Annotated in this window: 15 protein-coding genes; 12 read left to right on the top strand and 3 right to left on the bottom strand. The window is 70.7% G+C overall.

Annotated elements, in window-relative coordinates:
- Positions 1-17: 17 nt before the first annotated feature.
- A complete protein-coding gene (locus tag ACFVM3_RS24690) occupies positions 18-1,235 on the top strand; it encodes a glycosyltransferase (protein ID WP_378442105.1) in 1,218 nt (405 codons plus the stop codon).
- A gap of 325 nt (positions 1,236-1,560) precedes the next feature.
- Here the strand turns inward: ACFVM3_RS24690 and ACFVM3_RS24685 are convergent, their stop codons facing one another.
- Genes ACFVM3_RS24685 through ACFVM3_RS24675 form a run of 3 tightly spaced genes read right to left on the bottom strand, consistent with a single transcriptional unit; the run spans position 1,561 to position 4,212 of the window.
- On the bottom strand, positions 1,561-2,466 hold the full coding sequence (locus ACFVM3_RS24685; protein WP_378442103.1) for a glycosyltransferase family 2 protein: 906 nt from the start codon (positions 2,464-2,466) through the stop codon (positions 1,561-1,563).
- The gene (locus ACFVM3_RS24680) at positions 2,456-3,328 is read right to left on the bottom strand and encodes a glycosyltransferase family 2 protein (RefSeq protein WP_378442101.1); all 873 of its coding nucleotides are present in this window, start codon (positions 3,326-3,328) and stop codon (positions 2,456-2,458) included. Before ACFVM3_RS24680 ends, ACFVM3_RS24685 begins: the two co-directional genes overlap by 11 nt.
- Positions 3,325-4,212 (bottom strand): polysaccharide pyruvyl transferase family protein, encoded by an 888-nt coding sequence (locus ACFVM3_RS24675; protein ID WP_378442099.1) that lies wholly within the window; start codon positions 4,210-4,212, stop codon positions 3,325-3,327. Before ACFVM3_RS24675 ends, ACFVM3_RS24680 begins: the two co-directional genes overlap by 4 nt.
- A 70-nt stretch (positions 4,213-4,282) precedes the next feature.
- On the opposite strand from ACFVM3_RS24675, the gene ACFVM3_RS24670 reads away from it, so the two are divergent.
- From ACFVM3_RS24670 to ACFVM3_RS24620, 11 genes are all read left to right on the top strand, one after another.
- Positions 4,283-5,242: an NAD-dependent epimerase/dehydratase family protein gene (locus tag ACFVM3_RS24670; RefSeq protein ID WP_378442098.1), complete on the top strand. Its 960-nt coding sequence runs from the start codon at positions 4,283-4,285 to the stop codon at positions 5,240-5,242.
- 251 nt (positions 5,243-5,493) lie between these two features.
- The gene (locus tag ACFVM3_RS24665) at positions 5,494-7,116 is read left to right on the top strand and encodes a carbamoyltransferase (protein ID WP_378442096.1); all 1,623 of its coding nucleotides are present in this window, start codon (positions 5,494-5,496) and stop codon (positions 7,114-7,116) included.
- Positions 7,117-7,131: 15 nt separating this feature from the next.
- Positions 7,132-7,695: an SIS domain-containing protein gene (locus ACFVM3_RS24660; RefSeq protein WP_378442094.1), complete on the top strand. Its 564-nt coding sequence runs from the start codon at positions 7,132-7,134 to the stop codon at positions 7,693-7,695.
- Positions 7,692-9,050 (top strand): PfkB family carbohydrate kinase, encoded by a 1,359-nt coding sequence (locus tag ACFVM3_RS24655; protein WP_378442093.1) that lies wholly within the window; start codon positions 7,692-7,694, stop codon positions 9,048-9,050. Before ACFVM3_RS24660 ends, ACFVM3_RS24655 begins: the two co-directional genes overlap by 4 nt.
- Positions 9,050-9,736, top strand: coding sequence for an SDR family oxidoreductase (locus ACFVM3_RS24650; protein WP_378442185.1), 687 nt, complete (start codon positions 9,050-9,052; stop codon positions 9,734-9,736). Before ACFVM3_RS24655 ends, ACFVM3_RS24650 begins: the two co-directional genes overlap by 1 nt.
- On the top strand, positions 9,733-10,674 hold the full coding sequence (locus ACFVM3_RS24645; RefSeq protein ID WP_378442091.1) for a glycosyltransferase family 9 protein: 942 nt from the start codon (positions 9,733-9,735) through the stop codon (positions 10,672-10,674). Before ACFVM3_RS24650 ends, ACFVM3_RS24645 begins: the two co-directional genes overlap by 4 nt.
- Before the next feature lie 4 nt (positions 10,675-10,678).
- The gene (locus ACFVM3_RS24640) at positions 10,679-11,977 is read left to right on the top strand and encodes a UDP-glucose dehydrogenase family protein (RefSeq protein ID WP_378442184.1); all 1,299 of its coding nucleotides are present in this window, start codon (positions 10,679-10,681) and stop codon (positions 11,975-11,977) included.
- A complete protein-coding gene (locus ACFVM3_RS24635) occupies positions 11,974-12,585 on the top strand; it encodes a flavodoxin family protein (protein WP_378442089.1) in 612 nt (203 codons plus the stop codon). The genes ACFVM3_RS24640 and ACFVM3_RS24635 overlap by 4 nt, the downstream gene beginning before the upstream one ends.
- A gap of 8 nt (positions 12,586-12,593) precedes the next feature.
- The gene (locus ACFVM3_RS24630; RefSeq protein WP_378442088.1) at positions 12,594-13,007 is read left to right on the top strand and encodes a hypothetical protein; all 414 of its coding nucleotides are present in this window, start codon (positions 12,594-12,596) and stop codon (positions 13,005-13,007) included.
- 95 nt (positions 13,008-13,102) lie between these two features.
- The gene (locus ACFVM3_RS24625) at positions 13,103-13,780 is read left to right on the top strand and encodes a DUF6766 family protein (RefSeq protein ID WP_378442086.1); all 678 of its coding nucleotides are present in this window, start codon (positions 13,103-13,105) and stop codon (positions 13,778-13,780) included.
- A 62-nt stretch (positions 13,781-13,842) separates the two neighbouring features.
- On the top strand, positions 13,843-14,406 hold the full coding sequence (locus ACFVM3_RS24620; RefSeq protein ID WP_378442084.1) for a hemerythrin domain-containing protein: 564 nt from the start codon (positions 13,843-13,845) through the stop codon (positions 14,404-14,406).
- The last annotated feature ends 99 nt before the right edge of the window (positions 14,407-14,505 follow it).

The raw sequence follows: 14,505 nt of genomic DNA, 5'->3' as shown, positions 1-14,505 counted from the left end.
CGGCGGGAAGGAGCCCGATGAGGATCGCGATGGTTTCCGAACACGCCAGCCCGCTCGCCGCGCTCGGCGGAGCCGACGCCGGGGGCCAGAACGTCCACGTCGCCGAGCTGTCCGCCGCGCTGAGCAGGCAGGGGCACGACGTCACCGTCTACACGCGCCGCGAGAACCGGCGCGTCGCCGCGACGGTCGAGACGCCGGACGGCTACCGCGTCGTCCATGTGCCGGCGGGCCCGGCGAGGAAACTGCCGAAGGACGAACTGCTGCCGCATATGGGAGAGTTCGGCCGGGTGCTGCGCTCCCGCTGGGCGAAGGACCGGCCGGACGTCGTCCACGCGCACTTCTGGATGTCCGGCCTGGCATCGATTCTCGCGGCGAAGGATCTCGGCATCCCGGTGACCCAGACCTTTCACGCGCTGGGCGTGGTGAAACGCCGCTATCAGGGCAAAAAGGACACGAGCCCGCCCGAACGGATCCGGCTCGAACGGATGATCGCCAAACAGGCCGACCGGGTGATCGCGACCTGTTCGGACGAGGTCTTCGAACTCGTGCGGATGGGCCTGCCGCGCTCACGCGCCTCCGTCGTCCCTTGTGGCGTGGACTTGACCGCGTTCACCCCGGACGGTGAATGTGCTCCCCGCACGGCTCGCCAGCGGATCGTCAGCGTCGGCAGGCTGGTGCCGCGCAAGGGTTTCGACCTCGCCATCGCCGCGCTGCCCTCGCTCCCGGACACGGAACTGATCATCGCGGGCGGCCCGGACTCCGGTCCGCTCGCCGACGCTCCGGAAGTGCGGCGGCTCCAGGCGATCGCCGATCGGGCCGGCGTCGCCGAGGGCGTGCGGCTACCGGGACTGGTGTCCCGCGAGAACATGCCCGCGCTCCTGCGCTCCGCCGACGCGGTGGTCTGCACGCCTTGGTACGAACCGTTCGGCATCGTGCCGCTGGAGGCGATGGCGTGCGGCGTCCCGGTGGTGGCGACCGCCGTCGGCGGGCTGACCGACACCGTCGTCGACGGCGTCACGGGTCTGCTGGTCCCGCCTCGCAGCCCGAAGGACTTGGCGGGAGCGCTGCGGCGGCTCCTCAGTGACATCTCGGCGCGCGAGTCGTTCGGGATCGCCGGGGCCGACCGGGTGCGGGCGCGGTACTCGTGGGACCGGGTGGCGGCGGACACCTTGCGCGCTTATGGGCGCGTTTTGCGCGAGGAGACGGAAGTGGCGACTGCCGCTTCGCCTTCTTGAGCCTGTCGTAGGTGGGTCTCGCGCAACGCCGACCGAGAGGTGTGTGGAAATAGAGACATTGAACGTCTCTCTTTCCACACACCCGTCACACTGGGTCACTCAGCTGGGTATTTGCAGTGCGCTGAGTGGTTCGCGCGTTCCCTCGAAGCTGAGGTCCCACACCCCTGTCGCGAAAGCCACTTTCGGGACATCAGACGTCGCGAAAGCCACTTTCGCGACATGCCCCGGCCTTCCCTACCCCCGCCGACGTTGCGAAAGCCACTTTCGCAACGTTGAAGGTTGCGAAAGTGGCTTTCGCAACCCCTGCCCGCACAAGAGAACGGGCTCACCCCACATACCGCCGCGCGACCGAGTTCCGCTGTGACTCCTCCAGCAGCACCAGCCCGCGCTCCACCCCCGCCGGAACCACCGCGCGCTCCCGCAGCACCCACGGGATCCCCCGCACCGCTTCCGCCACCGCCGCGAACGTGGCCCGGTCGAAGGGCGCCGAGCGCAGCACCGCGACCATCCGGCGCGCGACGCTGCCGAGCGGACGCCGCAGCCACAGCGTCCACAGTGTGTTCCGGATACCGAGCTGCCGTCGCCGCCGCGGATCGCGGACGGCCGACGGGGCGTGGTGGATCACCATCTCCTCGTCCCAGCACATCCACCAGCCCTTGGCCGCGAGGTCGAGCGCGAACAGCTCTTCCTCTCCCCCGAGCCACATCCGGTCGGAGAAGCCGCCGACGTCGTGGAAGGCCCGGACCCGGACGGCCGACAAGCCCGCCATGACACCCAGCAGCGCCGGGCCGGGCAACCAGTCCGGGCCGGGGACCGGGGAGTGTCGCAGTTCCGGGGTGATCGGGTCCTCGGTCAGCGACGGCTCCACCAGGCATCGCCCGGTCACCACACCGAGTCCGGGGTAGGCGTCGAGTTGCTCGACAGCGCGCCGCAGGGACCCCGGCTGCCACCGGGTGTCGTCGTCGCAGAAGGCGACATACGGCGTCTCCACCTCACGGACGGCGAGATTGCGCGCGACGGCGCCGAGGTTCCGCGGCGAGCGGATCACCCGGATCGTCGGGAACCGTTCCTCGACGGCGTCCGCCGTGCCGTCGACGGAAGCGTTGTCCACCACCACGATCGGCGCCGCGTCGGGCAGCGCGATCATCGAGCCGAGGGTTCCCAGCAGCTGCTCGCGCCGGTTGTGCGTGATCACCACGACCGTGATCCGGTCCGTCACTTCATCCTCCATGGGCGTGTTCCAGAACGCGGACGCGGCGCTCCACCGAAGCGGGCAGCCGTTGCCGGTCGGCGAGCGCGCGGGGCAGCCGCCGGAGCACCCCGGCGAGGGCGCCGAGCACGTGCGGTTCCCGGGGAACCCTGGCCAGCGCGCGGAATCCTTCGGCAAGGCATCGGCGGACGGGTCGTCTCATCACCGTGATCAGCATCCGGTTGCGGAGCTCGGCGCGCTCACGCCATGACGGCGACGGCCGCACCGGCGACGGGTGGTGGTGCGCCCGCACGTCCTCCGCGTAGCAGAGCCACCAGCCGCGCGCCGCCAGGTCGTAGGACAGGAGCCGCTCCTCGGCACCGAAATGCAGCAGGGGGTGGAAACCCGCGGCCTGCAGGTAGGCGGCCCGTCGGACGACCGCGGAACACGCGAGGAACCCGAGCACCGCCGGCCCGGGCAGCCCGTCGGGCCTGCCGAGGGGGCTGGCGGCCATCAACGAGACGACCGGGTCCTCCCGTTCTTCCTCCCCTACCAGGGTTTTCGCGGCGACGAGGCCGACGTCGTCGTGAGCGTCGAGGATGCGCTCGGCCTCGGAGAGGGCGTCCTCGGCCCACCAGGAGTCGTCGTCACTGAAGGCGACATAAGGCGTCCGCGCCACCGCGACCCCGAGATTCCGCGCGGACACGCCGATATTGCGCGGCAACCGGACAACGCGCACTCCCGGGTACGCGGCGGCCATCGCCGCCGTGCCGTCGGACGAGGCGTTGTCCACCACCACGATCGGCGGTGGCGGCCGCAGCGCCGTCAGCCGTCGCAAGGTCCGTTCCAGTTCCGGTGCCCGATCGCGGGTGGCGATCACCACCGTCGTCGCGGCCGCGCTCATCGCACCGGCCGGGTCTTGAGCGCCTTCACCATGTCCCGCACGAGCCCGTCGTCACCGGGCAGCGCGCGCAGCGCGGCCACCGCCCGGCCCTGCACCGAGGAACACCAGCGCCACCACGAGTCGAGCACGCCCCGATTGCCGGCCTCCTCGGCCGGGACGAGGGCGGGCCAGCCGAGCGCGTCGGCCTGGGCGGTCACCTTGCCGCCGCCCTCGACCGGATCGATGGCCAGCGCGGGCACTCCCGCCTGAAGACTCAGTACCAGCCCGTGCAGCCGCGTCGTGACCACGACGTCCAGATGCGACAGGATCGACGTGAACTGGTCCGGTGTCTCACAGCGTTCCCAATCCGACGCCGCGAGCCTCGTATCGAGCGGGAGCCGGGCGCAGTCCACCCCGGCGATCCAGTCCTTCACCGAGGCGTGCACCGCCTCATGGCGGCCGGAGTCGCCGTACTCCCGTTGTTCCGGCGCCAGGATCACCCCCGTCACCAGTACCGTGTCGGTCGGCACGCCGAGGGAGAGATCCGGTGCGCCGACGCCGCCCCGGTCCCGCGCGAAGACCTCATCGAAACCCGTGACCGTGTCGTCCTCCGGATCGATCACCGAGACCCCGACGGCGATCCGATGGCAGTGGGCGAACCTGCGATGCACTTCGCGCACCTGCCTGCCGTGCGCGGGCCCGCAGACGAACACCACGTGGCTGTAACGGGCCGGATCCACCTCTTCGTAGTTCACGTCGCCCGGCCGGTACACGGGGCTCCACGCCAGGTCGTGCGGGAGCCCCATGGTCGACAGCGCTTGGTCGACCCTGCGCATACTGAGAACGTCCCCTGCCGTCGCCTCGCCGTGCCGGAAGCTCGCCCAGCCGATCACCAATGCACGCATACCCGAGGCTTACCCGGCATCTCCGGATTCACACGGTTTTTCCGGCCCTCACCGCGGGTAGCCGGTCGCCATGAACAGAGTGCTGGTGACCGGGGGCGCGGGTTTCGTCGGTTCGCATCTGTGCGAACGCTTGCTGGACGCGGGCACCGAGGTCGTCGCGGCCGACAATTTCGCCACGGCCGTCACGGCCAACGTGGCGCATCTCCTCGACCGGCCGGGGTTCCGGCTCCTCTCCCGTGACGTCACCGGGCCGATGAGCGCGCCGGGCCCGTTCGACGCCGTCTTCCATCTGGCGTCCGCCGCGTCGCCCCGTGACTATTTCCGCCTTCCGCTCGAGACGCTGCGCGCGGGCTCGCACGGCACCGAGCGGGCGCTGGACATCGCCGAACGCGACGGCGCGCGATTCGTCCTCGCCTCGACGAGCGAGGTCTACGGCGATCCGAAGGAGCACCCGCAGCGCGAGGAATACTGGGGGCACGTGAACCCGATCGGACCGCGCAGCGTCTACGACGAGGCCAAGCGGTACGCCGAGGCGCTCACTTCGGCCATGCGCCGGGAGCGGGACGTGAACACCGGCATCGCCCGGATCTTCAACACCTACGGCCCGCGGATGCGCCCCGACGACGGCCGCATGATCCCGACGTTCATCGGACAGGCGCTGGCGGGCGAACCGCTCACCGTGACCGGCAGCGGTGACCAGACCCGTTCCCTGTGCTACGTCGACGACACGGTCCGCGGGCTGATCGCGCTGGCGGAATCCGACGTGCCCGGCCCGGTGAATCTGGGCAATCCGCACGAACTGACCGTACTGCGCATAGCGGAAGAGATCCTGGCCGTCACCGGCAGCGCGTCGCGGATCGAGCATGTCGACGCGGCGGTCGACGATCCGGCCCGCCGGTGCCCGGACATCTCCCGCGCCCGCCGGGAACTCGGCTGGGAGCCGGAAATCCCGATGACGGAAGGGCTTCCGCGCACCGTCGCCTGGTTCGCGCGGCCACGGTCCGGCCCCTACCCGGCCGCCGGAGCCTGAACCCGTAACTCGCGTGATCGGAGCCGGAACACGCGTGCTTGAAGCCGGATCGGCTCTGATCACGCGAGTTACGGCTCTGATCACGCGAATGACGGATCGGGGCCCAGCCCCGCGAATCCCCCGAGAGACGCTTCGCTCAGTAGCGACGTCCTGGGCTTTTGCGCCGCGTCGTTTATCACCGACTGCACCGGGTAGCGCTACGGGAGTAAGCGCGGGTCACGGCCCGCATCCCCGACCGGAGAGGTGGCCCGGTGCGCATACTCGGTATCAACGCCGTTTTCCACGACCCGGCCGCGGCCCTCGTGGTCGACGGCGAGATCGTGGCCGCGGCGGAGGAAGAGCGGTTCAGCCGTCGCAAACACGGCAAGCGGCCGGTGCCGTTCTCCGCTTGGGAGCAACCTGCCGAAGCCGCCGCGTGGTGCCTGGCGGAGGCCGGAATCTCCGCGCGGGATCTCGACGCCGTCGGCTATTCGTACGATCCGGCGCTCGTCGAGCCGGGTCTCGCGGGGCATGACGGGAAGGACGAATGTCTCCGCACCGACTTCGCCCGCCGGGCTCCCGCGTTCCTCAAGGCGGCCTTGCCGGGACTGGATCCCGCGACCGTCCGGTTCGTCCGGCACCATGTCGCGCACGCCGCCTCGGCCGCGCTCGCCGCGCCGTTCGAGGACTGCGCGGTACTGGTGGCCGACGGCCGCGGCGAGAGCACGTCCTATCTCGCGGGCGAGTACCGCGACGGCAAGTTCGAGGAGCTCGCCGAGCAACGGCTCCCCCATTCGCTCGGCCTGATGTACGAGGACCTGACCGAGCACCTCGGATTCGCCCGGTCCAGCGACGAGTACAAGGTGATGGCGCTGGCCTCCTACGGGAAGCCCAGGTTCCTTGACCGGATCGCGGAAGGCGTGCACACCAACGGGCTCGGGTTCCGTACCGACGACATCGACTGGGCCTCCTTCGCGCCCGCCGTCGAGCCGGGGCAGGAACCCGGTCAGGTCCACGCCGACCTGACCGCGAGCGTCCAGCGCTGCCTGGAGGACGTGCTCCTCGAACTCGCGACCAAGGTCCACGAGCACACCGGGCATACCGACCTCGCGATGGCGGGCGGGATCGCGCTCAACTGCGTCGCCAACACCCGGCTCCACGCCGAGGGTCCGTTCGACCGGATCTGGGTGCAGCCCGCCGCCGGTGACGCCGGCACCGCGCTCGGCGCGGCGCTGCAACTCGCGGCCGACTTCGGCGAACGCGGCGGCCCGATGACCGGCGCGGACCTGGGCCGCGGCTTCACGGACGATCAGCTGGAGAACGCGCTCAAGACCGCGAACGTGCGCTACGAACGCCCGGACGACGTCGCCGAAGCCGTCGCCGAAGCGCTGGCCGAAGACCGGATCGTGGCCTGGTTCCAGGGCAAGTCCGAGTTCGGCCCGCGCGCGCTCGGCCACCGATCGCTGCTCGCGCATCCGGGCCACGAGGCCAATCTGGAACGGCTCAACGACGTGAAGGGCCGCGAACAGTTCCGCCCGGTCGCGCCGATGGTGCTCGCCGAACGCGCGGGCGACCTCTTCTCCCGCGGCCCGCTTCCCAGCCCCTACATGCTTTTCGTGCACGACGTCGCGCAGGAGTGGCGGGATCGCATCCCCGCCGTCACGCACGTCGACGGCACCGCTCGCGTGCAGACCGTCGACGCCGCCGACGAACCGCTCGTGGCGAGAATGCTCGGCGCGTTCGAACGGCGTACCGGACTGCCCGCCGTGGTCAACACCAGCCTCAACACCGCGGGCAGGCCGATGGTCGATTCCCCGCGGGACGCGCTGGAGTGCTTCGGTTCGGCCCCCATCGACCTGCTCGCCCTCGGACCTTTCGTGGTCCGCCGTCCCTGACCTTGGAGGTGTGTCGTGATCGAAGAACACTTCGCAGCATTGAGCGAGGCCGCCGGGAAGTCCGCTTCCTGGTCGCCGAAGATCCGTGACTGGGGTGGGCATCTGGCCACCGTGCTGTCGTCCGGCGGACGGCTGCTCGCGTGCGGCAACGGCGGGAGCGCCGCCGAGGCGCAGCACCTCACCGGCGAACTGGTCGGCCGGTTCCGCAACGACCGGCAGCCGTTTTCGGCGATCGCCCTGCACGCGGACACCTCCGCCGTGACGGCCATCGTCAACGACTACGGCGAGCACGAGGTGTTCGCCAGGCAGGTGCGCGCGCACGGCCGTCCCGGCGACATCCTCGTCTGCCTTTCGACCAGCGGTGGGAGCCAGAACGTCGTCGCGGCCGCGAAGGCCGCCCACGAACTCGGCGTCACCACCTGGGCGATCACCGGCCCCTCCCCCAATCCGCTGGCCGCGCTGTGCGCCGACGCGATCCCGGTGGAGGCGCCGTCGATGGCCACCGTGCAGGAGGTCCATCTCGCGCTGGTGCACGCCCTGTGCACCGCGTTCGACCACGCGCTCGGGGTGCCCACGTGAGGCCGCTGGTCGTGGTGGGCGACGCCCTGCTGGACGTCGACGTCGACGGCACGTCGGACCGGCTCTGCCCGGACGCGCCCGTCCCCGTGGTCGATCTCGCCCGCGAATGGCGGCGGCCGGGCGGCGCCGGGCTGGCCGCGTCGCTCGCGGCGCGGTCCACGGCCGAGGTCGTCCTCGTCGCCCCGCTGGGCGGCGATCAGGCGGGCCGGACCCTGACCGGGCTGCTGGAGCGCGAGGTCCGCGTGGTGCCGATGCCGTTGTGCGGCACCACCGTCACCAAGACCCGCGTCCGCGCCGCCGGGCAGTCGCTGGTCCGTCTCGACAGCGGTGACGGCAGGGCGGAGTACTCGCCTCTCACCGCGGGCGTCCGTGAAGCGCTGCGCTCGGCGGGCGCGATCCTCGTCGCCGACTACGGCCGCGGCGTCACCGGCCATCCGGAGGTCCGCAAGCTGCTCGCGGAACTGGCGGGCAAGATCCCGATCGTCTGGGATCCGCATCCCCGCGGAGCGGAACCCGTGGCGGGAATCCGGCTCGCCACCCCGAATCTCGCCGAAGCCGAGCAGTTCACCGAGTCCCGCGCCGACGCCGAGGACCTGGCGAAGCAGGTGCACTCGCTCTGGAAGGCCGACGCGGTCTGCGTCACCACGGGTTCCCGTGGCGCTGTGCTGACCGAGGGCGGCTCGTGCACGACGTTCCGGCCGCCGTCCGGCGTCGTCGCCAAGGACACGTGCGGCGCGGGTGACCGCTTCGCGTCCGCGGTCACCGCCGCGCTGCTGGACGGGGCGTCTACCGCCGACGCGGTGGCCACCGGGGTCGAGACGGCCGCGCGCTTCGTCGCCACCGGTGGCGCCGCCACTTTGTCCACTGTGGACAACGAACCGCGACCGGAGACCGCGCACCACGGCGCTTCGGCGTTCGACGTCGCCGCCCGGGTCCGCGCCCAAGGCGGCAGGCTCGTCGCCACCGGAGGCTGTTTCGACCTGCTGCACCCCGGTCACGCCAGTCTGCTCCGGCAGGCGCGCGCCTTGGGCGACGCCCTCGTCGTCTGCCTCAATTCCGACGCCTCCGTGCGTGGCCTGAAAGGACCGGGGCGGCCGATCGTGACCGCCAGGGACCGCGCCAGGCTGCTCACCGAACTCGCCTCGGTCGACGCCGTCGTGGTGTTCGACGAGCCCGATCCCGCCGCCTTGCTGGACCGCCTCCGCCCGGACGTCTGGGTCAAGGGCGGCGACTACGCGGACACGGAGCTCCCCGAAAGCGCCGTCGTGCGCAGGCATGGCGGCGAGATCGTCCTGATCCCGACCATCCGCGGCTATTCCACCTCCCGGCTGGTGGCCGCGGCGGAAGGAGCATGATGCGCCCTCTCGGCAACGTCCTGATCACCGGCGGCGCCTCCGGACTCGGTGCCGCGACCGTCGAAGCCGTCCGTGAAGCGGGTGGTACACCCCTCGTCATCGACCGCGTCGAACCGGCGGCCGACGTCGCCTTCGTCCAGGCCGACCTTGCCGATTCCGCCGCGGCCGCGAGCGCCGTGAACGCGCTCGCCGAACGGGCCGGCGGGATCGACGGCGTCTTCACCGCGGCGGGGACGGACGCGTGCGGCGCGCTCGACGAAGTGCCCACAGAGGACTGGGAACGCGTGGTCCGGGTCAATCTGCTCGGTACGGCCGCGGTCGTCCGCGCGGCGCTGCCCCATCTGCGGCTGAGCCACGGCACCGTGGTGACCTGCGCGTCGACGCTGGGACTGCGGGTGGCCGGAGACGCGAGCGCCTACTGTGCCTCGAAATTCGGTGTCGTCGGCTTCACCAGGGCACTCGCCATGGAGCTGGCGGGCCGGGTCGGGGTGACACTGCTCGTCCCCGGCGGCATGCACACGGCGTTCTTCGACGACCGGGCCGAACAGTACAAACCGCCGCCGGACGCGAAACTCAACCAGCCCGAGCACGTCGCGGCTTCGGTGGTGTTCGCCCTTTCCCAGCCGCCCGGCTGCGAGGTCCGCGAACTCGTGGTGTGCGCTTCGGAAGAAGGGTCCTGGCCGTGACCGGTGGCATCCTCGTGCTGCGCGCCCTCGGCCTGGGGGATCTGCTCACCGCGGTTCCGGCGCTGCGGGCCCTGCGCCGCGCTTTCGGCGACGAACGGCTGGTGCTCGCCGCGCCCGAGAACCTGCGCGACGTCGTCGAACTGATCGACGCGGTCGACGAGTTGCTCCCGACGGCCCGGCTCGGCGAACTGTCCTGGCCCGGCGAGCCGCCGCGGCTGGCGGTCAACCTGCACGGCCGCGGCCCGGAGAGCATCCACGACCTGCTCGCGCAGGACCCGCTGGAGCTGATCACGTACCGGCATCCGGATTTCCCCGGCGTCGACGGCCCGGATTGGCCGGCCGAAACGCACGAAGTCGACCGCTGGTGCCGTCTGCTCGAGGCCGCCCGTATCCCGGCCGACCGCGCCGATCTCGCGCTGCCGCCGCCTCCCGGCCCCAGCCCGGCGGCGGACGCGGTGGTGATCCATCCCGGTGCCGCGTTCGCCGCCCGGCGCTGGCCGCCGGACCGGTACGCGCGGGTGGCGCGGGCGCTGTCCGGACGGCACCGGGTGGTCGTCACGGGAAACGCGGCGGAAGCCCCGCTGGCCCATGAGATCGCCGAAACGGCAGGGCTGCCCGCCGAGGCGGTGCTCGCCGGTGACGCCGGACTCGCCGAACTGGCGGCGACCGTGGCCGAAGCGCGGCTGGTGATCTGTGGTGACACCGGCGTCGGGCATCTCGCGACCGCGTACGGGACGCCGTCGGTCCTGCTGTTCGGGCCGACCCCGCCGCGGTTCTGGGGACCACCTCCCGACGCCCGGCAGCATACGGTCCTCTGGGTGGGCGACGTCGGCGATCCGCACGGCGAAGCGCCGGATCCCGGCCTGCTGCTGTTGCGCGAGGAACGCGTCCTCGCCGCGGCCGAAGACCTGCTGGCGACGGGGGCTTCCCGTGGGTGAGCGGGTGGGCGTGATCGGCGCCGGCTACGTCGGCCTCACGAGCGCCGGGTGCTTCACGCAGCTGGGGCATCAGGTGGTCTGCGTCGACAACGACCAGTCCAAAGTGGACGCACTGCGGAGCGGCGAGGTCACGATCGTCGAGCCAGGGCTCACGGAACTCGTCCGGGACGGGCTGGGCGGCGGGCGGCTCCGGTTCACCACCACGCCGGACGAGCTGTCCGATGTGGACTTCGTGTTCCTCTGCCTGCCCACACCGGAAGGGAAGGACGGCGCCGCCGACGTCCGGGTGCTGGAAGAGGTCGTGGCCACGCTGCCCGGCCTGCTGCGGCCCGGCTGTGTCGTCGTCACGAAGTCCACCGTGCCGGTCGGCACCGGAACCAGGCTCACGGAGCTGCTCGGACGGCCGGATCTGCCCGTGGTGAGCAATCCCGAGTTCCTCCGCGAGGGGCACGCCGTCGAGGACTTCCTCCAGCCCGACCGGATCGTCCTCGGCTCGGTGCCGGAGAACCGGGCATCCGCCGAACGGGTGGCCGCGTTGTACGGCGAGACGAACGCGCCGGTGTGGTTCACCGGTCCGGCCAGCGCCGAGCTGGCGAAGTACGCCAGCAACGCGTTCCTGGCGCTGAAAGTGTCCTATGTGAACGTCCTCGCCGAACTCTGCGAGCACTACGGCGCCGACATCCGCGACGTCGGGCGGCTCATGGGGCTCGATTCCCGGATCGGCCCCGCCTTCCTCGTGCCCGGCCCCGGCTGGGGCGGCTCGTGCCTGCCCAAGGACACCGCCGCGCTGCTGCGGACCGCCGAACACGCGGGCGTCGACTTCGGCATCCTGCGCGACGCCATGAAGGCCAACGCACGCCAGCGGGCGGCCGTCGTGCGGAAGATCCGCCTCGCGATCACCGGGGTTTCGGACGGCTCGCTCTCGGGCATCCGTATCGGGCTGCTCGGGCTGGCGTTCAAGGCGGGGACCGGGGATCTGCGCGATTCCCCGGCGCTCGCGGTCGCGCGGGAGCTCGCCAGGGGCGGAGCGGTGCTGACCGCCTACGACCCCGGCGTCGAGTCCGTCGAACCGGACATCGTGCAGGTCGTCGACGACCCGTACCTGGTCGCGAAGGACGCGGCCGCGCTGGTGGTGCTCACCGAGTGGCCCGAGTTCCGCGAGCTCGACTGGGACCGGCTCGCCGCCGCCGCCGAACGCGCCGTCGTCGTCGACGCCAGGAATCTCCTGGACCCGGCGACCGTCGGTGAGGCGGGCTTCACCCATACGGGGCTCGGTACCGATCCGAACAGGAGGACAGGATGACCCAGCCGTTGAAGGCCCTCGCACTGGTGTGCTCGCTCAAACCGTCCCCCGCGCCGTCGAGCAGCGCGCTGATCGCCCAGCAGCTGCTCGACGAACTGGCCGGACACGGCGCGACCGGTGAACTCGTGCGTGTGGTCGACCACGACGTCAAACCCGGCGTGGAAGGCGACATGGGCGACGGGGACGCCTGGCCGGAACTCCGCCGGAAGATCGCCGCCGCCGACATCCTGCTGATCTCGACGCCGACCTGGGTCGGCCATATGTCCAGTGTGGCCCAGCGCGTGCTGGAACGACTCGACGCCGAACTGTCCGAAACGGACGAAGAGGGCAGGCCCGCGATGTTCGGCAAGGTCGGTGTCACCGCCGTCGTCGGCAACGAGGACGGGGCGCACAAGATCACCGCCGACCTGTTCCAGGCGCTCAACGACGTCGGTTTCACCGTGCCCGCCCAGGGCGGGACCTATTGGAACGGTGAGGCGATGAAGGGCGGGGACTACAACGACCTCGATGAAACGCCCGAGGCGGTCGCGTCGACCAACGCGACCCTCGCGCGCAACGCCGTCCACTTGGCGAACCTGCTGCGGGAGCGGCAGTACCCCGCTTCCTGACTCAAGGTGTGAACGACGCCACGGCCGGGTACCCCGTTTCCGTGATCGTCAAAACGCTGGCGTTCGGTGTTTGTCTTCTGCTCGCCGGCTGTACCGGAGCGAGCGGGCAGGAGCCGGTGAAAGAGGCCGCCGCGCGGTTCCTCGGCGCGCTCGCGTCGGGTGATCACCGCTCGGCTTGCGCTTTGCTGGCGCCCCGGGCACAGGAGTCCTGGGCACCGGAAAGCTGCGAACGCGGCCTCGCGGCCGCGGACGTCCCGGGTGGAACGCCCGAAACGGTCTCGATCTGGAGCGAGGAAGCCCAGGTGAAGACCGCCCGCGACACCCTCTTCCTGCACGAATCGTCCACCGGATGGGTGATCACGGGAGCGGGCTGCCGCCACCGGAACGAACAGGTCTACGACTGCGCGGTGGGTGGACCGTGAAAGCGCGCCCGGTGTTCACCCTCTACCTCGTCTTCGTCGTGGCCGTCCTCGGCTACTGCGTCCTGCTGGGCCTGCTCCACCGGTGAAGGAGGCGGATGATGCGGCGCTTTCTCCGGGACAACGCCCTCTCGCTGGCGTTCGGCCTGCTGTTCCTGCTGAGCCTCGTGGGGCAGGCGTTCGCGGGGCTCGCCGATTACAACGACCGGCGGCTCAGCCACGCCGCCGAACCGATCGGCCTGCTCGACTACCTGGCGTCCGCGGACTTCGCCGTCGACGTCGCCGAAAACTGGCAATCGGAATACCTGCAGTTCTTCCTGTACGTGTTCGCGACCGTATGGCTGCTGCAACGCGGCTCCCCGGAATCGAAACCGGCCCGCCGGGTCGGCCTGGAAACGGACGAGGAACAACAGGTCGGCCGGTATTCGACGGCCGATTCACCGAAATGGGCGAGAGCGGGCGGCTGGCGCACGGGGATCTTCTCGATGTCACTCGGACTGGTGATGCTGGGCCTGTTCCTGCTCTCCTGGCTGGCCCAGTCCGTGGCCGGGATGAGCGCCTACAACGCCGAGCAGCTCACCGAATTCGGTGATCCGGAGACGTGGTTCGGCTACCTGGCGTCGTCGGACTTCTGGAACCGCACCCTGCAGAACTGGCAGTCGGAATTTCTCGCCATCGGCTCGATGGCGGTGTTCAGCGTGTACCTCCGCCAGCGCGGCTCCCCCGAATCCAAACCGGTGGGCGCACCGCATCACGTGACCGACGAATCCGGGTGAATGAACCGCGGAGAACGGGTATCCGTGCGGCGTCGGACTGACGACCACGGACAGGAGTGTCCATGACCACCACCACGAAACACGACCTCGTCTCGGTGATCACCGAGGACCACCGCGCCTTCGAACGGATCTTCAAGGAACTCGAATCCGGCAAGGGCGGTGACCAGCACCGCAAGGACCTCGCGGACCACGTGATCGCCGAACTCGTGCGGCATTCGATCGCCGAAGAGCAGCACATGTACCCGGCCGCGCGGAAGAACCTCCCCGACGGCGACGAGGTCGCCGACCACGAGATCAAGGAGCACGCCGAAGCCGAACGCGTGATGAACGACCTCATCGGCCTGGAACCGTCGGACAAGCGGTTCGACCAGCTGGTCGGCAAGCTGATCGAAGACGTCCGGCACCACATCGAAGAGGAGGAGAGCGACCTGCTGCCGAAACTGCAGGCCGCCTGCTCGCCGGAAGAACTGCGGGAGCTGGGCGAGAAAGTGTTGCGGGCCAAGGAGATCGCCCCGACACGGCCGCATCCCGCCGCCCCGGACCGGCCGCCGGCGAACCGGATCCTGGCACCGGGGACGGCGTTCATCGACAAGATCCGGGACGCGTTGACGGATCGCGCCACCTGAGCTTCCTGGCCTTCACGGCGTCTTGCCGGTGGGGCGGCGGTCCCGATGGGGAAGGGTGTCGCGAAAGCCACTTTCGGGACGTCTGGTGTCCCGAAAGTC

Source organism: Amycolatopsis sp. NPDC057786 (genome assembly GCF_042797905.1).
Taxonomy (GTDB): domain Bacteria; phylum Actinomycetota; class Actinomycetes; order Mycobacteriales; family Pseudonocardiaceae; genus Amycolatopsis.
Note: the sequence above shows the minus strand (reverse complement) of the source record. Positions and strands in the feature narration are given on the sequence as shown.

Excerpts from the sequence above, each read along its gene's own strand:
- ACFVM3_RS24625 (WP_378442086.1), top strand. The coding sequence starts at position 13,103 with ATGATGCGGCGCTTTCTCCGGGACAACGCCCTCTCGCTGGCGTTCGGC.
- ACFVM3_RS24685 (WP_378442103.1), bottom strand. The coding sequence starts at position 2,466 with ATGGAGGATGAAGTGACGGACCGGATCACGGTCGTGGTGATCACGCAC.
- ACFVM3_RS24635 (WP_378442089.1), top strand. The coding sequence starts at position 11,974 with ATGACCCAGCCGTTGAAGGCCCTCGCACTGGTGTGCTCGCTCAAACCG.
- ACFVM3_RS24690 (WP_378442105.1), top strand. The coding sequence starts at position 18 with ATGAGGATCGCGATGGTTTCCGAACACGCCAGCCCGCTCGCCGCGCTC.
- ACFVM3_RS24620 (WP_378442084.1), top strand. The coding sequence starts at position 13,843 with ATGACCACCACCACGAAACACGACCTCGTCTCGGTGATCACCGAGGAC.
- ACFVM3_RS24675 (WP_378442099.1), bottom strand. The coding sequence starts at position 4,212 with ATGCGTGCATTGGTGATCGGCTGGGCGAGCTTCCGGCACGGCGAGGCG.
- ACFVM3_RS24650 (WP_378442185.1), top strand. The coding sequence starts at position 9,050 with ATGCGCCCTCTCGGCAACGTCCTGATCACCGGCGGCGCCTCCGGACTC.
- ACFVM3_RS24670 (WP_378442098.1), top strand. The coding sequence starts at position 4,283 with ATGAACAGAGTGCTGGTGACCGGGGGCGCGGGTTTCGTCGGTTCGCAT.
- ACFVM3_RS24680 (WP_378442101.1), bottom strand. The coding sequence starts at position 3,328 with ATGAGCGCGGCCGCGACGACGGTGGTGATCGCCACCCGCGATCGGGCA.